Here is a 16,994-nt window from a genome sequence, read left to right on the forward strand (position 1 = left end):
GCATCCTTTCGCCGCTCATGCTTTGGCCGCCGTCCGCACGCGAGGATCGATCGCCGCGTAGAGCAGGTCGACGACGAGGTTGCCGACGATGACGAAGAACGCCGAGAGCAGCGTCACCGCCATGATGACCGGCTGGTCGTTCGACGAGATCGAGTCGGCGGTGAGCTTGCCCACGCCGTTGATGCCGAACACGGTCTCGGTGATCACCGCGCCGCCGAGGAGACCGGCGACGTCCATCCCGAAGATCGTCACGATGGGGGTCAGCGCCGGGCGCAGCGCGTGGCGGCGCCACACCAGGCTCGGCCGCAGCCCCTTCGCGTGCGCCGTCCGCACGAAGTTCTCCTGCAGGGTGTCGATCACGTTCGCCCGCGTGAGCCGCGTATAGACGGCGGCGTATCCGACCGCGAGCACGATCCACGGCATGAGGAAGTTCAGGAACCACTGCACCGGATCATCGGCGAACGGCACCGCCTGCGGGAACGGCAGCCATCCGAGCGAGACGACCAGGACGAACTGCAGGGCCAGGGCCAGGACGTAGTTCGGGATCGACATCGACCCGAGGGTCAGCCCGGCCACGAACCGGTCGGTGAACTTCCCCTCGCGCACGGCGCTGAGGACGCCCCCGACGACGCCGCCGACGAGCCAGAGCACCGCCGCCCCGATCGCGATCGTCGCCGAGATGGGCAGGCGCTGCACGATCATGTCGCCCACGAGCTGCCCGGTCTGGAACGAGTACCCGAGGCACGGGGCGCCGCATGCGACCGTCGCGCCCGCGATCTCGTACTCGCGGCCGACGAACAGACCCGAGAGGTACGTGAAGAACTGCGTGAGGAAGGGCTGGTCGAGCCCGAGGTTCGCACGGATCTGGTCGATGCGCTCGGGCGTGCAGTTCTTGCCGCAGATCTGCACCGCCGGGTCGGGCGAGAGCACGAAGAAGATCACGAACGTGAAGAGCGTCACGAGGAACAGCACCACGACCATGCCGGTCGCGCGCGAGAGGACGAAGCGGGTCACGCGCGCACCTCCGCGCTGCCGACGAGCGCGCGGATGCGGTCGCCCAGGGTCGTGAACGAGAGCACCAGGAGGAAGAGGAAGGCGCCCGGGATGAGGAAGTACATCGGGTCGACCGCATACCAGGGCGCCGCCGAGGCGATCATCTGGCCCCAGCTCGGCGTGGGCGGGACGACCCCGACACCGAGGAACGACAGCCCCGCCTCGGTGCCGACGTATCCCGGCACCGCGAGGGTCGCCATCACGATGATGGTCGAGGAGAGGTTCGGCAGGATCTCGCGGAAGATGATCTGCACGCTCGAGGCACCCGAGGCGCGAGCCGACTCGACGAACTCGCGCTCCTTGAGCGACAGCGTCTGCGAGCGCACGATGCGGGCGAGGTAGGGCCAGCCGAACAGCGAGATCACGACGACGAGCAGCAGCACGCGGTTGTCCGCCGGCAGCGCCGACAGAATCGCGATCATGAAGATGAGCGCGGGGAAGGCCATGAGGAACTCCATGACCCGCGAGATGACCGTGTCGACCCAGCAGCCGAGGTATCCGGCCAGCATCCCGAGGACGACTCCGAGCACCGTGGTCAAGAGGGTGGCCGACAGCGCGACCGTCATCGAGACCTGGGCGCCGTAGACGATCCGGGCGAAGATGTCGCGGCCGTTGCCGGGCTCGACCCCGAACCAGTGCTCGGCGCTGATGCCGCCGAGGGGCCCGATCGGGATCGCGCCCATATTGGGGTCGATCGCGCTCTGGTCGAACTGGTACGGAGACCAGCCGCTGATCTGGACGATGAGGGGCGCGAAGACCGCCATGAGCAGAACGAGCACGATGTAGGCCAGCGATAGCATCGCGGGCACATCGGTGAGGAAGCCTCGGAGGAGTTTCCGGCCGGACGCCGGACGGGATTCCACCGACTCGTCGAGAGGGGAATCACCGCCCGGCGTGGCCTCGACCTCGAGGGGGGCCGAGCTGAAGGTCATGTCAGCCCTTCGAGGGGTCCTTCAGACCGACGATCGTGAGGTCGGTCATGTTGGTGTTGGGGATGTAGCCGGCGATGTTCGACCCCGGCAGGAAGATGCCGTTCTCGAAGACCATCGGCGCGATGGGCGCGAGCTCCATGATCTGCTGGTCGAGCTCGCCCCAGGCCTCGTTGGCGGCATCGACGTCGGTCATCCCACGGATCTCGGCGATCCGCTCGTTGACGGCCGGGTCGTTCAGCTGAGCGAGGTTCTGGTTGCCCTTCTCGGTGATGGCCGCGCCGTCGAACAGCGGCGGGATGAAGGTGCTGGCGCTCGAGGCCCAGTCGGGGCACCACCCGGTGATCGCGGCGTTGTTCTGCTGCGACGGCGTCGCGATGGTCTCGTAGTAGATCGAGGTGTCGATGACGTTGAGCTTCACGGTCGCACCGATGCGCTCGAGGCCCTGCTGCACGGCCTCGGCCTGCGCCTGGGCGACGGGGTTCGAGCGGATGTCGAGGGTGAACTCGAACCCGTCGCCGAGCCCGGCCTCCGCGAGCAGCGCCATGGCCTCGTCGTTGTCGCCGGTGTTGCCGTCGGAGGGGTAGAGGTCGTAGTCGAGGTGCCCGCTGACCGCCGGCGGGATGATCGTCGTCGCGACATCCGCCAGCTGGTTTCCACCCGACGCGTTCTGGATGCTGGCGCGGTCGAGCGCCCAGTTCACCGCCTGGCGCACGCGCAGGTCGTCGAAGGGCGGCTTCGTCGTGTTGAGCGACATGTACGTCGTGCAGTACGCCGGAGCGGTGATCGCGCGCTCCTGCAGCTGCGGCGTCTGGATGCGGGGCAGGGTGGCCCCCGCGATCTTGCCGGCGATCGCGTTCTGGTCGGCGCCTTGCCCGGCGATCATGCGCTCGTCGATCGTCGCGCCGTCGATGCCGATGTCGAACTGCCACTGGTCGGGGTACGCCTTGCGCACCTCGTCGGTCTCGGGCTCCCAGTGCTCGTTGCGCACGAGCTTGATGGTGCTGCCGGGGGTGTAGGAATCGAGCGTGTAGGGGCCTGACGCGATGACGTCGTTGATGAACTCGTCGCCGCCGCCGGAACCGATCGGGAAGGGCACGGCGTTGGGCTGGGCGAGCACGTTGTCGAACTCGGGGAAGGGCGCCTTGAGGTGGAAGACGATCGTCTTCGCGTCGGGCGTCTCGATCGTGGGGAGGTCCCCCGAGACGTAGGGGCCCTGGTAGTCGGCGGGCGCGTCGATGACGGACTTCAGATAGGGCGAGCCGATGCCGATCTGCGGATCCCATGCGCGGGAGATGCCGAACTCCATCTCGGCGGAGGTGATCGGGTCGCCGTTGTCGAAGAAGAGGTCGTCTTTGAGCGTGTAGGTCCAGGTGAGTCCGTCGTCGGACACCTCGCCGAGGCCGGTCGCGAGGTCGGGAACGATAGCGTTCGGGTCGTCGGAGTCGCCCGCGGCCTGCATCGTGAGGCCGCGGTAGAGCAGACGGTAGAACGCGTTGACGCCGCCGTCCCAGCCACGGGCGGGGTCGAGGTACGAGAAGTCGGCGTTCTGGAGCATGTGGACGGTTCCGCCGGTCTGCGGCGTTCCGTCGGTGCCGGTCTGCTGCGGCGAACCGCCGCCACCGGCGCACGCCGTGAGGGCGAGTGCCATGGCCGTTCCCGCGGCGAGGATGCCGGCGAATCTCCTGGTGGTGGTCATCGGTGGACCTTCCCTTTCTCTGCTCCATTGCGTCGAGTGCTGTCCATGAAACAACATCACGGTGCAATGTGCAATTGCACGATCACGCTGCATCCGTTCTACCGAGGTCTGCAGCTCGGGAAGGTCCGCGTGACACGATCGTCACGCGATCCGGCCGTTTCTTCACATCCGCGAAACACAGCGAGCGTCGCCCGGGCGCGCGAGACTCGGAGAATCACGGCGATATCGGCCGCTGCCGAGTCATCGCTCCGAGGTAGGCGACATTCTCCGAAGCTCGCGCTGCGGCGCAGCCCCGTCAGGGAAGCGGGCAGATCGCGACCGACGCGAGGTCGCCGTCCATCTGCTCGGGCGTCCAGGGCAGACCCGCCGGCGGCGCGGTCTCGCCCGAGGCGGCGGGAGCCTTCGACGCGATCGCGGCGAGCTGCCACCCGAGCACGCGGACCGCCTCGGCCGAAGCGCGGGAGTTGTTCAGCACGGCGACGACCGTGAGGCCCGTCTCGCGGTCGGCGAAGGCCACGGTCTGGTAGCCCGGGATCGAGCCGTACTGCCCGATGAGGGTTCCCGCCTGATAGGTGCCGCCGTCGACGGTGTACCAGGTCGGCGACCCCTCGCCCACCGGGATGGGGGAGCCGAACCGCTGGTCGTCGTCGAACGGACGCAGCCCCGTCGCGAGCGCGCGGACATAGCGGCCGAGGTCGGCTGCCGTCGTGACGACGCCCGAGGCCGTGAACCCGGCCGAGGGCGACAGGGCGGTGAGGTCGGCCGCCGTCGCGCAGTCGGGCGTCCCCTCGGGCGTCAGCACGGACTGCGTGCCGTGGAGTCCGATGTCCGCGGTGCGCGAGGGCAGGGATGAGCCTGCCATGCCGAGCGGCTCGAAGACGTAGCGCTGGAACAGTTCCGCGGCGGTGCTGCTCGAGGCGCGCTCCAGCGCCATGCCGAGGAGGACGTACCCGGCATCCGAATCGACGTAGGAGGTGCCGCCCGTCGGGCCCGAGGCCGCCAGACCGTAGGCGAGGAGCTCGTGCGGAGCCCACGGGCGCGCCGGGTTCGCCTCCCACCGGCCCTGCAGACGCGGCTGGTACGAACCGAGGCCGGACGTGCTGTCGCAGAGCTGCTCGAGGGTGACGACCGGGGTCGCGGGGAATCCGACGATCCACTCCGTCACGGGGTCGTCGAGCTCGACCGTGCCGTCGGCTGCCATGCCGTAGAGCACGTCGCACGTCATCGCGCGGGTGACGGGTCCGGCCTTGAAGGAGTCGTCGGCGGTGACCTCGGTCCCGTCGGGGTTGGTGCCGAAGCCCTGCACCCACTCGCCCGACCAGGGCACCCAGACGCCCGCGATCGCACCGGCCGAGCCGGTCATCGCCATCGCACGCTCGACCGCGGCGGTGAGCTGCGCCTGCGTGTCGCCGCCGATCTCACCGTCGGCCTGCGGGGGCACGGCGACGCTGCTGACGCTCGCGGGCGCGCACGCCGAAAGACCGAGCGCGAGCGCGACCGCAACGGCGATCCCCGCGCTTCGACGGCGTCGAGTCGCACGCATTCCTGAGCCACCCCCCGAGATGTATGCCTCCAGTGAATCACACCGCTCCTGAGGATCCCGCGAACCTAGGGTGGACCCATGACACACGTTTTCGACGCCGACGCCATCTCCGGCGTGCTCGGTCACATGAACGACGACCACCGCGACGACAACCTGCTCATCGCGCGCGCGTTCGGCGAACCGGATGCCGCGGCGGCGACGATGACGCACTTCGACGGCGACGGCGGGGATTGGCAGGCGGTGGGGCCCGACGGCGGCATCCGGGAGATCCGCGTGGCGTGGCCCGGCGGCCCGATCACCGAGCGCCGCGAGGTGCGCCGGGAGATCGTCGCGCTGTACGACGAGGCCTGTGCGCGACTCGGCGTGGAGCCGCGCCCGCACGACTGAGCGTTACGGATTCGTTAAGAGGTCGGCGAGAAACCTTCAGGTTAGCTGTACCTAAGTGCTATCGTCGGGCCATGCTCGAACCGATCCCCTTCTCGACCGCCCTCCGCGAGCGCTCCAGCTCTGCGCACTCCGGCAGCGAAGGCGCCGGCTTCATGTCCGACCTCATGCGCGGCAAGGGCACCCGCGACGACTACGTCGCCCTGGTCGCGCAGCACTGGTTCATCTACGAGGCGCTCGAAGCCGCGGCATCCCGGATGTCGGCCGACCCGGTGGCCGCCACGTTCATCAGCGACAAGCTCACCCGGCTCCCCGCGCTCGAGGCCGACCTCGAGTTCTTGATCGGCTCAGAATGGCGCGAGCGGATCACGCCGCTGCCGACGACCGAGCGCTACGTCGCCCGCATCAACGAGGTCGGGGCCACCTGGGCCGGCGGTTTCGTCGCGCACCACTACACCCGCTACCTCGGCGACCTGTCGGGAGGCCTGTTCATCGGCAAGCTGATGGCCCGCCAGTTCGGCTTCGAGACCAACGGCATCGGCTTCTACATCTTCGGCGACATCGCCGATCCGGCGGCGTTCAAGGAGCGCTACCGCGAGCAGCTCGACGCCGCTCCCTGGGACGAGGCCGAGCAGCAGCGGGTGATCGACGAGGTGCTCGTCGCCTACCAGTTCAACACCGACCTGTTCACCGATCTCGCCGACGCGAAGGCCGCGCGCGCGGCATCCGTCGTCGCCTGATCCCCGCGACGCGTGACACCGCCGGTCACATGCCGGCGGCGCGGACGGCGGCCATGAAGCGCCGCACGTCGTGGTCGACCAGGATGTCGCTGGGCCGGAGCGGTCGCGACAGGTAGAGCCCGTCGAGCGAGGTCAGTCGCGAGAGCGCGACGTAGGTCTGCCCCGGCGCGAAGGCGCCCGACCCGAGGTCGACGATCGCACGGTCGTAGGTCTTGCCCTGCGACTTGTGGATCGTCACCGCCCAGGCCAGTCGGAGCGGGAACTGCGTGAACTCCGCGACGATCTCGCGGGTCAGCTTGCGCGAGCCCGGGTCGTACGCGTAACGGAACCGCTCCCAGACGGCAGGCTCGACGTCGTGCTCCTCGCCGTCGAGCTCCACGCGGACCGATGACCCCGCGATGCGGGTGACGGTTCCGATGGAGCCGTTGACCCAGCGCGGGCCGTCACCGGCATAGCCCGCGACGTCGTTGCGGAGGAACATCACCTGCGCGCCGACCTTCAGCTGCAGCTCGGGGTCGGCCGGGTACGACGTCTCCCCCCGCCCGAAGTCGCCGCTGACATCGGCCTTCGCCGTCTGCACCGGGCCCGTGAGGGCGTCGAGATGCCGCTGGTTGATGCGGTTGACGGCATCGTTGCGGGTCGCGAGCGTGATGACGGGCGGCTCGTCACCGGTGGGAGGCGGCGGTGTGCGGGCGCCCGCCGCGTTGAGAGCGGCGGCGATGTCGGCCGTGACGACGCCGTACCGGACGGCGTTGAGCATCTCCTTGAACCCCGCGTCCGCCTGACGATGGATCTCGCCGAGCTCCGCGATGTGCAGCGGAGCGCCGACCCGGCCGAGATCGAGCAGTCCGTCCGAGCGGATCGCGCCGGCATCCGCCTTCGGGCCCGCCCACACCTGCGCGTCGAAGAACCAGAACGAGCGATAGTGATCGCGGATGTACTTCAGCTCGTCGCCGCGCGGCGGCACCGGCGAGAGCTGATACGGGTCGCCGAACATGACGATCTGCACGCCGCCGAACGCCTCGGAGCGCCGACGACGCGCTTGTCGCAACGACCGGTCGATCGCATCCATCACATCGGCGTTGACCATCGAGATCTCGTCGATGACGAGCGTGTCGATCGCGTTGAGGATGCGGCGCGTCGGCTCGGACTGCTCGAGTTCGCTGTCGGCGACGAGTCCGATCGGCAGCCGGAAGAGGGAGTGGATCGTCTGCCCCTCGACGTTGAGCGCAGCGACGCCCGTCGGAGCGCAGATCGCGATCTGCTTGTCGGTGTTCCACGCGAGGTGCTGCAGCAGTGTCGACTTGCCGGTACCGGCTCGCCCGGTGACGAAGACGTGGTCGCGGGTCGTCTCGATCCGGCGGAACAGTGCCTCCTGCTCAGCGGAGAGAGGCGGCAAGGTCACCGATTCATGGTAGCCACAGGTGAGCCTTCCTAGACTTGTGCTGTGCACGAGGCGCAGACGACTCCGGACGCCGCGACCGGCGACGATGAGTCGAGCGCGCCCGAGAGCGCCCGCCGCCCCGGGCGGGGTCGCCGTCGGGGTGCACGCAGCGGTCGCCGGCTCGCGCTCGACCTCACCGCGATCGGGCTGCTGTCGGTGCTCGCCCTCGGGTCTCTGGGCGTCGGCGGAGTCGCGGTGTACCGCACGCTCTACAGTCCCGCCGCGTTCGTCGAGCGCTACCTGTCGCTGCTGAGCAGCGGCAGCGCCGCCGACGCCCTGCGCCTGCCGGGCGTCGCGATGGATTCGGCCGAGCTCGCCGCGGCGGAGCTGCCGTCGACGACATCCGAGGTGCTGCTGCGCCGCGCCGCCCTCGCACCGCTGTCGGACGTCTCGGTGATCGGCGAGCGCGTCCGCGGCGACGTCACCGAGATCACCGTGACCTACCTCGCGAACGGTCACCGCGGCCGCACGCAGTTCGACGTCGAGCAGGACGGCTGGATCGGCGTCGCCCCCGCATGGCGCTTCGCGCACAGCCCGCTGTCGGCGATCGACCTGACCGTGCGGGGAGCCACCCGGTTCCAGGTCAACGGCTTCGAGCTCGACACCCGGCAGGTCGCACCCGAGGGCGTGGATGCCGATCCGCTCGTGCCGGTCTCGATGCTCGTCTTCTCTCCCGGCGCCTACTCGATCTCGGTCGACACCCCGACGGCGCAGACCCCCGGGGTGGCCGTGCTCTCCGACGCTCCGCAGAAGGCGGTCCCCGTCGATCTGCAGGCGCAGCCGACGCCGGAGTTCGTCGACGTCGTGCAGGATCGCGTCGACGAGTTCCTCGCATCGTGCGCGACGCAGCAGGTGCTGCAGCCCACGGGATGCCCGTTCGGATACTTCGTCCGCAACCGCGTCGAAGGCGCGCCGCAGTGGTCGATCGCGGAGAACCCGAAGATCGAGGTCGTCCCCGACGGCGCGCAGTGGGCCATCCCGAGCACCCGGGCCGTCGCGCACATCGACGTCGACATCCGCTCGATCTACGACGGGCGGCTCAACGAGGTGTCGGAGGACGTCGAGTTCTTCCTGACCGGATCTATCACGATCCTGCCCGACGGCACCGCATCCATCCAGGTGTCGGCCGACCAGGGCTGAGCGGGGTCAGCGGCTCCGCGCGGCGTCGCGGCGCGCGAGCTCGGCGAGGCGCTCGTTGTACTCCTCGAGTTCGGTGTCGCCGGCACGGTCGACCTGACGGTCGCGGCGGCGCTGCATCCGGTCATCCGATCGGCTCCACTGGATCGCCACCGTGATCGCGAGGATCAGGGTGGGGATCTCCCCCACCGACCAGGCGACGCCGCCGCCGATGTACTGGTCCTCGAGCGGCGTCGGCCCCCACGTTCGGCCCATCGATCCGAACCACTCCGCGGCGAACATCCCCGACGACATCATGATCGCGATGCCGAAGAAGGCGTGCATCGCCATGACCGCGATGAGCGTGAGCAGACGGAACGGATACGGCAGGCGGTAGGGCACCGGGTCGATGCCGATGAGCGACAGCACGAACAGGTAGCCCGAGATGAGGAAGTGGACGACCATCCACTCGTGTCCGATGTGGTCGTACAGCGACCAGCGGAACAGATCGGTGTAGTAGAACACCCACAGCGAGCCGATGAACATGATCGACGCGAACGCCGGATGCGTGACGACGCGCGAGAACGGGGTGTGAACGGCCCAGAGGATCCACTCGCGTCCACCGCGCGACCCGTCGTCGCGCTTGCGGATGGCGCGGGCGGCCAGCGTCACGGGCGCCCCCGCCACGAGGCACAGCGGGATCGCCATCGACAGCAGCATGTGCCCGACCATGTGCAGGCTGAAGAGGTAGTCCTGGTAGGCGTTGATGGGCCCGCTCGTGACCCACAGCAGCAGGAGCAGGCCGAAGACCCACAGCGCCGTCCGGTAGATCGGCCAGCGGTCGCCGCGCTTGCGCAGACGCCGGACACCGGCGAGGTAGAAGAACAGGCCGAACCCGACGGCGAAGACCCAGAGCAGATCGACATCCCACATCGTGAACCAGCGGTCGATCGTCAGCTCGGGAGGCAGGACCGTGCCGGTCAGGATCTGGGCCGGGGTCTGCTGCTCGGGGAGGGTCGTGTCGACGGGCGGCGGCGTGCGCGCGAGCGCGGCGGCCGCTCCGCTCGCGATGCCCATGAAGACGATCTCGACGGTGACGAGCAGCCAGAACACCCGCGCCGCGCCCGATGAGGCGAGCTTGGAGATGAGCCGTCCGCGATACGAGGCGCCGAGGATGCCCATCGCGATGAGGGCGACGACCTTCACCAGCAGCAGCGCCCCGTACGGCGAGAACAGGTTGGCCGGCGAGAGGATCGCGACGGCGGCGCGGACCGTTCCCGAGACCGCGACCACGATGAAGGCCACGAGCGCGATGCTCGAGTAGCGCGACACGATCGCGACCATGTCGGCCCGGTCGACGACGGGCCGGATGATGACGAGCAGCAGCAGGCCGCCGAGCCAGACCGCCGCGGCGACGATGTGCAGCGCCAGCGCGGTGACCGCGATGTTGTGGTTGGCCTCTTCGCCCGAGTGGCCCTGCGTCGCCATCGGGATGAGGGATGCCGCCGCGAGGATGCCGACGATGAGCGTCGAGGTCCAGCCGCGGACGGCGAAGGTGAGCACCGTGAGCACGGCGCCGGCGATCGTCGTCAGCAGCCAGGCGCGCCCGGCCTCGGTGTCGACGAGGAATCGGCCGAGCTGCTGACCGAACTCCGCGCTGGCGCTGGGAGCCGCGCCCAACAGGTTGAGGAAGGTGAAGAACGCGGTACCCGCGCTCGCGACGGTGAAGATCGCCGCGGAGATCGAGGCGGCGTCGAGGGCCGTGTCGAACGGGCGCTCGCCCGCGCGCAGCGCGAACAGCGCCACGACGAGGGATCCGACCATGCCCGCCGCCGCGAGGTTGACGACGAGCTTGATGACCGGCAGACCCCACCGGACGAGGGGGCCGGGGTCGAGCAGCTGCAGCGGGGCGGCGCCGCCGCCGGCCGCGAGGCCGATGAGGACGACGATGAGAGCCGACACAGCGAGGATCGCCGGTCCGGCGAGACGCTGCGCTCGGGATTCCACCCCACCAGCCTACGGCGGCCGGGCGCCCCGGGCCTCTCAGCCCCTCAGCCCCTCAGCGGCTGAGCCGCGAGGTCCCATTCGGGCCGGGTATGTCGGCCGGATTTCCGGCTCAAGTGGGACCTCGAGAAGCGAGGCGGGGCGGGGGGGCGGGGCGGGGCGGGGCGGGGCAGGGCAGGGACGACGGAGGGGGATGCCGTACGGCATCCCCCTCCGGTGAATCGTCGTCGATTACTTGACGGCGGCCTTCAGCTTCGAGCCGGCGGTCACCTTGACGCGCTTGCCCGCGGCGATCTTGATCTCCTCGCCGGTCTGCGGGTTGCGGCCGGTGCGAGCGGCGGTGTCGACCTGCTCGAAGGCGATCCAGCCCGGGATCGAGACCTTGCTGCCCTTGGCGACGGCCTCGGAGACGGTCGTGAAGAGCGAGTCGAGCACGCCCGAGACGGCGGCCTGGCTCTGACCGGTGGCGCTGGCGATGCTCGCGACGAGCTCGGTCTTGGTGATGGACTTGTCAGCCATAGGGTTGTCCTCCAGACGGCGGACGACGGACGCGCCGCCGACAGCGTGGGTGGTTCCCGGGGACTCGCGTCCCGCGGTTGGTCGTTCGACCGGTCCCGAATATACGCGGATTCCGCGGAATTTCGCGGATTTGCCGGCATCCGGGGGCGCTTTCACCCGGCGTGTCGCCGGTTTTCGAGGCGCGTGGGACCAATGTGACGTCCGCGCGGGGTCGCCGGGGTCGGCGCGACGGTCAGATCCGGCGCAGTGCTGCGACGACCTCGGCCTCCCACCGGCGCGCCGCGGGAAGCGCTCCGACGAAGATCGGGGTGTCATGCGTGACCCCGAGGTACCGGGTCGCGCTCGCCTCCACCCCGGCGCGGCGCAGCTTGGCGGCGTAGGCCGCTCCGTCGCTGCGCAGCGGGTCGTACTCCGCCGTCAGGATCACCGCCGGCGGAAGGTCGGCGAGCGAATCGGCACGCATCGGCGAAGCGTAGGACTCGCGCGCCCGCGAGCGGTCGCCGAGATACGTGCGGGCGACCGAGACGAGCTCGCGCACGGCGATGAACGCGGGGATGCCGAGGGCGTAGGTCGCGCGCAGATCGATGAACCTCCCCGTGAGGTCGGTCACCGGCACCTCGAGGATCTGCACGGCGACGGGGAGGCGCGCCCGATCGCGGTTCATGAGCGTCAGGACGGCCGCGATGTTGCCACCCGCCGACGACCCCGAGATGCCCACCCGGTCCGGATCGATGCCGAGCGCCCCCGCCTCGTCGTGGAGCCACTGCCACGCCGCGTACGCCTGCTCGATCTGGGTCGGATAGCGGTGCTCGGGCGCCAGCGAGTAGTCGACCGCGACGAGAACGACACCGGATGCCTCGGCACGGCGCCGGCACGCGGCATCCGCCGTCGGGTAGTCGATGCCGCCGATTCGGAAAGCGCCACCGCCGATCACGAGGCACGCGGGGGCGGGCTCGCCCGCAACGAGCGTGGTGGGGCGGTAGACCCGCACACGCACGTCGAGGTAGCCGGGCACCGGGACGACGTGCTCGGACGTGGCGATCTCGGGGCCCGGTGTGCCGACCGTCCGGAGCTCCTGGCGGTCCCAGGCGAGCGCAGCCTTGCGGTGACGCTCGCGCGGCGTGAGCGGGCGCTTGCCCGCGGGCTTCGCCGGGGTGGGCGTGGGGGCCGGGCTGGGGGCTGAGGTGGGGGCGGTTCCCGGTACGCCCTCTGCGGCGGGGGATCGCGGGGTTCGCGGCATCCGATCGGCCACCGCGGACGTGACCGATCGCCAGGCCTGCCGCAGGAGGTAGCGCCGGTGCGTGCGCAGCCGCTCCGCGAAGAAGGGATCCAACGACATGGTCAGTCTCCGTCCGCGCGCTCGGTGCGCTCGTCGAGCTCTCGCAACCGCCGGAGCTTCGACCAGGGCACGAAGACGATCCACATCACCGACGCGATCGCGCCGCCCATGATCATCGAGCTGATGTCCATGCTCCGACCGTAGCCGTTGCCGCGCATACCCGTCCCGAGCGCAGGCGGTGGGAACGACGAAGCCCCCGTCCCGACGAATCGGGGCGGGGGCTTCGGCGCTGTGTTGCAGGCCGCTTACCAGCTCGACTTGGTCACACCGGGCAGCTCGCCCTTGTGTGCCATGTCGCGGAAGCGGACGCGCGAGATGCCGAACTTCGAGAGGTGGCCACGGGGGCGACCGTCGATCGCGTCGCGCTTGCGGACGCGAACCGGCGACGCGTTGCGCGGGAGCTTCTGCAGGCCGACGCGGGCGGCCTCGCGGGCCTCGTCGGTCGCGTTCGGGTCGACGAGGGTCTTCTTCAGCTCGGCACGCTTCTCGGCGTAGCGGGCGACGACCTCTTCACGCTGGTTGTTGCGCGCGATCTTGCTCTTCTTAGCCATGAGATCAGCGCTCCTCTCGGAATTCGACGTGCTTGCGGATCACCGGGTCGTACTTCTTCAGCACGATGCGGTCGGGGTTGTTGCGACGGTTCTTGCGCGTCACATAGGTGTACCCCGTACCGGCGGTCGAACGGAGCTTGATGATCGGACGGACGTCCTGAGCCTTCTTCGCCATTAGAGCTTCACACCCTTCGCGATCAGGTCCTTCACGACCGACTCGATGCCGCGGGCGTCGATGACCTTGATGCCCTTAGCCGACACGTTCAGCGTGATCTTGCGACCGAGCGAAGGAACGTAGTAGGTCTTCTTCTGCACGTTCGGGTCGAAGCGGCGCTTCGTCCGGCGGTGCGAGTGCGAGATGTTGTGACCGAAGCCGGGAACTGCTCCGGTCACCTGGCACACTGCTGCCATAGTGATTCTCCTTAGTACCGTGACACCGGACGGTGCCACCCAAGATCCCTTGTCTGCACCCGCGCTCCACCCGGCCGTTTCGGGCCTGTGATGGGGAGTGGGTACGTACTGCGTGCTGGAGTGCGCGCAGACAAACAGTCAGTCTAGCACGCGACGGCGTGTCGCCTTGACCGCGGTCGGGGCCGCCGGCTGCCCGGGATGCCGCGTCGGTGCCGTCTGACATACTGCCGCTATGTCGCCGGAGGCCGATGTTCCCCTCGGGCGATGGCGGTTCGAGGGCCGGCTGCGGCACTACCAGGCTGATGCACTCGAACGCGTGGACGCCTCCGGCCCCGGGCCGCTGCACATCGTCGCGCCGCCGGGCTCGGGCAAGACGCTTCTCGGCCTCCTGCTCGCGATGCGACGCGGGACGCGGACGCTCGTCCTCGCCCCGACGATCACGATTCGCGAGCAATGGGCCGCCGAGGCGCGGCGCCTGGCGCCGGACACCGCCGATGTGTCGACCGCCGGCGAGGCCCCGAGCGAGCTGACCGCCCTGACCTACCAGTCGCTGAGCGTGCTCGACGGCGAGAATCCCCTCGCCGCGCTGGCGCACGAGCGCTGGCGGCTCGAGCTCGAGAGCGACGGCCGGTCGACGGATGCGGCATCCGCCTGGCTCGACGCGCTCCGCTCGGGCAACCGCCGCGCGTACGCAGCCGGCATCGCGCGGCGTTCCCGCACACTGCGACGCCGCATCGCTCAGGAGGACCCGGATGCGCTGTCGCGCGCGCTGCATCCGAATGCTCGCGCGCTGATCGAGCGCCTCGTCGATCACGGCGTCGACACGGTCGTGCTCGACGAGTGCCATCATCTGCTCGACCATTGGGCGCTCGTGGTCGCGGCGCTCGTGGCACGGCTGCGCGCGGCCGGACGTTCCCCGCTCGTCATCGGCCTGACCGCCACGCTCCCCTCTGCCGACGACGGCGACGCCTACGACAACTACACGTCGCTTCTGGGGAACGTCGACTACGAGGTTCCGATCCCCGCGGTCGTCCGCGAGGGCAACCTCGCCCCCTTCCGCGAGCTCGTACGATTCGTCGAGCCGACGTCCGACGAGCTCGCATTCCTGTCGGGAGCAGCGATGGGCCTCGGGCTGCTCCTCCGCTCGACCTTCGCGCACGGCGACGGCGCCGATCACCTCGTGAGGATGCTGCAACCGACGCCGGATGCTGTCGGCGACGCGGCATCCGACGCAGATGACGCAGGCGCGGGCGGCGGCGGCATGGCAGCTGCGCCCCTCGTACCGCCTCCCGCCCCGCCCGCGCGCGGTGCGCGGAACGACCGCGTGGACGTCCGGCTGTCGCGCGCGTTCGCCGACGACTTCGCCGGATCCGAGGCTGCCGCGGCGATGCTCGCGACCGTCCATTCCGATCATCCGCTCGTCGAGCGCCTTCCGGCCGCGGCGCGGCGCACACCGACGACCGAGGAGTCGCTGCGGCTCCTGGGGCGGTTCGCTCTCGACCGCATCCTCCCCGATCCGGCCGCCCGGGAACGGTGGGAGCGGATCCGGGCGACCCTCGCCGACTTCGGTTTCTCGCTGACCGACCGGGGCCTGCGCCGCACGCGCGATCCGATCGACACGATGCTGGCATCGTCGCTGTCGAAGGACCGAGCAGTCTGCGACATCCTGCGGCTCGAACGAGACCGGGTCGGCTCGCGTCTGCGCGCCCTCGTCGTCTCGGACTTCAGCGAGCACGGCAACCGCCATGGCGGACTGATCGGGCGGGCGGGCGCGGTGCGGACCTTCGACGTCCTCGCGACGGATGCCGCGACCGCCGACCTGCGCTGCGCCCTGGTCACCGGATCGACGACGCGCATCGCAACGCGTCACGTCGAGGCGTTGTCCGCGGCGTGGGCGGCCGCTCTCGCCCCCGAGAGCGGATCGCCGCCGACGATCGCGGTAGTCGCGGTGCCCGACGATCCGGGCGTGTCCGAGATCTCGGCATCGGGTGTCGGCGCCGCGGGTTTCGTCCGCGCCGCCTCGATCCTGTTGGCGCGCGGCGAACTCGACGTCATCGTCGGAACGCGCGGGCTCTTCGGCGAGGGGTGGGACTGCCCGGCCGTCAACACGCTCATCGACCTGTCGTCGGTGGCGACAGCACCCGCGACCCAGCAGTTGCGCGGGCGCGCGCTGCGGCTGGATCCGGGCTGGCCGGAGAAGGTCGCGCACATCTGGACCGTGACGGCGATGTTGCCGCCGTCGTCGCCGATCGACGCGTCCCCCGACCTGTCGCGGCTGCGGCGCAAGCACGAGCGCCTCTGGGGTGTGCACCGCGACGATCCTCGTCGCATCATCCGCGGCCTCCCCGGTGTGCTGACGGCCCATCAGCGCCGCCTGCTCGCGTCGGGCCGCCCCGCGGCGCACGACCTCGATGCGCTGACGGTGGTCGAGGCGCGCGAGCGCACGCGCGCGCTGTGGCGCGTCGGCGAGGACTACCTCGACCGGGAGTCGATCGACGCGACCGTCGCGCCGCGCAGGGGCGAGCCGACGTTCCGGACGCGGGGACGAGCGGATGCCGCGCTCGGAGCCGGAACCGCCGCCGCAGGCGTCGTCACCACGGCGTCGCTCGCTCTCATGATCGCGGGCGGCGCGGGCGCGGCGGGCGGCGCGGAGCTCGCGGCCGGAGCGGCGGGGCTGGTCGCCGCCCTCGCCGTGGGCATGCCGATCGCCCGCGCCTGGTGGCGCTCCCGGCGTGCGCATGCCGAAGCGCCGGAGCTGTACCGCCGCATCGCGGGCGTCGTCGTGGCCGCATTGCAGCGTTCCGGGCGCCTGAGCGAGGCCGCGGCAGCCGAGGTGATCGTCGAGCGACCGGCGGGTGCCGGCGGCATCCAGCAGTTCGAGCTGCACCTGCGGAACGCCTCTCTCGCCGAGCAGCACGCCTTCGCCGGAGCGATGGCGGAGCTGCTCGGTCCGGTGCGGACGCCGCGATTCCTGCTGCAGGTGGATGCCGGCGGGCGGACCCCGATCGTGCGATGGCTGCTGAAGCGCGCATCGCGATCGAGCCCGGCTCAGTTCTTGCCGGTGCCCTCGGCATTCGGCATGTCGGGGCCGCGGATCCGCGCCTTCGCCGACGACTGGCAGCGGGCAGTGGGCCCGTGCGCGCTCCATTTCGTCGACAGTCCGGATGCGCTCGCGACACTCGCGGAGGCGCGCCGCGGCGGAGCCGTCGCCGGCGACCTCGCCGTCGTCGAACGCTGGGACTGACGGCTCCTTCCCCTCCCT

Annotated in this window: 16 protein-coding genes; 4 read left to right on the top strand and 12 right to left on the bottom strand. The window is 70.2% G+C overall.

Annotated features, from left to right (window positions below; genetic code table 11):
• Positions 1 to 15 precede the first annotated feature (15 nt).
• From C1N74_RS14835 to C1N74_RS14850, 4 genes are all read right to left on the bottom strand, one after another.
• On the bottom strand, positions 16 to 1,014 hold the full coding sequence (locus C1N74_RS14835; protein WP_023953721.1) for an ABC transporter permease: 999 nt from the start codon (positions 1,012 to 1,014) through the stop codon (positions 16 to 18).
• Positions 1,011 to 1,985: an ABC transporter permease gene (locus tag C1N74_RS14840; RefSeq protein WP_137750818.1), complete on the bottom strand. Its 975-nt coding sequence runs from the start codon at positions 1,983 to 1,985 to the stop codon at positions 1,011 to 1,013. Before C1N74_RS14840 ends, C1N74_RS14835 begins: the two co-directional genes overlap by 4 nt.
• Position 1,986: 1 nt before the next feature.
• Positions 1,987 to 3,681 carry an ABC transporter substrate-binding protein gene (locus C1N74_RS14845; protein WP_137750819.1) on the bottom strand — a complete coding sequence of 565 codons (1,695 nt, stop codon included), beginning with the start codon at positions 3,679 to 3,681 and terminating at the stop codon, positions 1,987 to 1,989.
• A 295-nt stretch (positions 3,682 to 3,976) separates the two neighbouring features.
• A complete protein-coding gene (locus tag C1N74_RS14850; protein ID WP_036304755.1) occupies positions 3,977 to 5,224 on the bottom strand; it encodes a serine hydrolase in 1,248 nt (415 codons plus the stop codon).
• A 78-nt stretch (positions 5,225 to 5,302) separates the two neighbouring features.
• Between C1N74_RS14850 and C1N74_RS14855 the strand changes: the two genes are divergently transcribed.
• Positions 5,303 to 5,611 (top strand): DUF2470 domain-containing protein, encoded by a 309-nt coding sequence (locus C1N74_RS14855; protein ID WP_023953713.1) that lies wholly within the window; start codon positions 5,303 to 5,305, stop codon positions 5,609 to 5,611.
• A 71-nt stretch (positions 5,612 to 5,682) separates the two neighbouring features.
• Positions 5,683 to 6,348, top strand: a complete 666-nt coding sequence (locus C1N74_RS14860) for a heme oxygenase (biliverdin-producing) (RefSeq protein WP_071918953.1) — start codon at positions 5,683 to 5,685, stop codon at positions 6,346 to 6,348.
• A 25-nt stretch (positions 6,349 to 6,373) separates the two neighbouring features.
• Here the strand turns inward: C1N74_RS14860 and C1N74_RS14865 are convergent, their stop codons facing one another.
• Positions 6,374 to 7,753 (bottom strand): ATP-dependent RecD-like DNA helicase, encoded by a 1,380-nt coding sequence (locus C1N74_RS14865; RefSeq protein WP_036304754.1) that lies wholly within the window; start codon positions 7,751 to 7,753, stop codon positions 6,374 to 6,376.
• A gap of 42 nt (positions 7,754 to 7,795) precedes the next feature.
• On the opposite strand from C1N74_RS14865, the gene C1N74_RS14870 reads away from it, so the two are divergent.
• Complete coding sequence (locus C1N74_RS14870) at positions 7,796 to 8,932, top strand: hypothetical protein (protein WP_258317942.1); 1,137 nt, start codon at positions 7,796 to 7,798, stop codon at positions 8,930 to 8,932.
• A 6-nt stretch (positions 8,933 to 8,938) separates the two neighbouring features.
• Here the strand turns inward: C1N74_RS14870 and C1N74_RS14875 are convergent, their stop codons facing one another.
• The 7 genes from C1N74_RS14875 to rpmB form a co-directional block, all read right to left on the bottom strand.
• Positions 8,939 to 10,915 (bottom strand): cytochrome c oxidase assembly protein, encoded by a 1,977-nt coding sequence (locus C1N74_RS14875; protein WP_064955756.1) that lies wholly within the window; start codon positions 10,913 to 10,915, stop codon positions 8,939 to 8,941.
• 228 nt (positions 10,916 to 11,143) lie between these two features.
• The gene (locus C1N74_RS14880; RefSeq protein WP_036304753.1) at positions 11,144 to 11,431 is read right to left on the bottom strand and encodes an HU family DNA-binding protein; all 288 of its coding nucleotides are present in this window, start codon (positions 11,429 to 11,431) and stop codon (positions 11,144 to 11,146) included.
• 232 nt (positions 11,432 to 11,663) lie between these two features.
• On the bottom strand, positions 11,664 to 12,770 hold the full coding sequence (locus C1N74_RS14885) for an alpha/beta hydrolase (protein WP_137750820.1): 1,107 nt from the start codon (positions 12,768 to 12,770) through the stop codon (positions 11,664 to 11,666).
• Positions 12,771 to 12,772: 2 nt separating this feature from the next.
• Positions 12,773 to 12,901 carry a hypothetical protein gene (locus C1N74_RS16700; protein ID WP_256977545.1) on the bottom strand — a complete coding sequence of 43 codons (129 nt, stop codon included), beginning with the start codon at positions 12,899 to 12,901 and terminating at the stop codon, positions 12,773 to 12,775.
• A gap of 114 nt (positions 12,902 to 13,015) precedes the next feature.
• Positions 13,016 to 13,321 carry a 30S ribosomal protein S14 gene (gene rpsN / locus C1N74_RS14890; protein ID WP_023953697.1) on the bottom strand — a complete coding sequence of 102 codons (306 nt, stop codon included), beginning with the start codon at positions 13,319 to 13,321 and terminating at the stop codon, positions 13,016 to 13,018.
• Positions 13,322 to 13,325: 4 nt separating this feature from the next.
• The gene (rpmG, locus tag C1N74_RS14895; RefSeq protein WP_005051772.1) at positions 13,326 to 13,496 is read right to left on the bottom strand and encodes a 50S ribosomal protein L33; all 171 of its coding nucleotides are present in this window, start codon (positions 13,494 to 13,496) and stop codon (positions 13,326 to 13,328) included.
• Complete coding sequence (gene rpmB / locus C1N74_RS14900) at positions 13,496 to 13,732, bottom strand: 50S ribosomal protein L28 (RefSeq protein ID WP_005051771.1); 237 nt, start codon at positions 13,730 to 13,732, stop codon at positions 13,496 to 13,498. Before rpmB ends, rpmG begins: the two co-directional genes overlap by 1 nt.
• A gap of 232 nt (positions 13,733 to 13,964) precedes the next feature.
• On the opposite strand from rpmB, the gene C1N74_RS14905 reads away from it, so the two are divergent.
• Entirely contained in the window at positions 13,965 to 16,976 is a 3,012-nt protein-coding gene (locus C1N74_RS14905) for a DEAD/DEAH box helicase family protein (RefSeq protein WP_137750821.1), read from the top strand.
• Positions 16,977 to 16,994: the final 18 nt, after the last annotated feature.

The sequence above is a fragment of the Microbacterium sp. SGAir0570 genome (assembly GCF_005491085.2).
Lineage (GTDB): Bacteria > Actinomycetota > Actinomycetes > Actinomycetales > Microbacteriaceae > Microbacterium > Microbacterium arborescens.

Bases quoted from the DNA above. Each gene is read 5' to 3' on its own strand.
- rpsN (WP_023953697.1), bottom strand. From the start codon at position 13,321: ATGGCTAAGAAGAGCAAGATCGCGCGCAACAACCAGCGTGAAGAGGTC.
- C1N74_RS16700 (WP_256977545.1), bottom strand. From the start codon at position 12,901: ATGGACATCAGCTCGATGATCATGGGCGGCGCGATCGCGTCGGTGATG.
- C1N74_RS14905 (WP_137750821.1), top strand. From the start codon at position 13,965: ATGTCGCCGGAGGCCGATGTTCCCCTCGGGCGATGGCGGTTCGAGGGC.
- C1N74_RS14845 (WP_137750819.1), bottom strand. From the start codon at position 3,681: ATGACCACCACCAGGAGATTCGCCGGCATCCTCGCCGCGGGAACGGCC.
- C1N74_RS14885 (WP_137750820.1), bottom strand. From the start codon at position 12,770: ATGTCGTTGGATCCCTTCTTCGCGGAGCGGCTGCGCACGCACCGGCGC.
- C1N74_RS14855 (WP_023953713.1), top strand. From the start codon at position 5,303: ATGACACACGTTTTCGACGCCGACGCCATCTCCGGCGTGCTCGGTCAC.
- C1N74_RS14880 (WP_036304753.1), bottom strand. From the start codon at position 11,431: ATGGCTGACAAGTCCATCACCAAGACCGAGCTCGTCGCGAGCATCGCC.
- C1N74_RS14850 (WP_036304755.1), bottom strand. From the start codon at position 5,224: ATGCGTGCGACTCGACGCCGTCGAAGCGCGGGGATCGCCGTTGCGGTC.
- rpmG (WP_005051772.1), bottom strand. From the start codon at position 13,496: ATGGCGAAGAAGGCTCAGGACGTCCGTCCGATCATCAAGCTCCGTTCG.
- C1N74_RS14860 (WP_071918953.1), top strand. From the start codon at position 5,683: ATGCTCGAACCGATCCCCTTCTCGACCGCCCTCCGCGAGCGCTCCAGC.
- rpmB (WP_005051771.1), bottom strand. From the start codon at position 13,732: ATGGCAGCAGTGTGCCAGGTGACCGGAGCAGTTCCCGGCTTCGGTCAC.
- C1N74_RS14840 (WP_137750818.1), bottom strand. From the start codon at position 1,985: ATGACCTTCAGCTCGGCCCCCCTCGAGGTCGAGGCCACGCCGGGCGGT.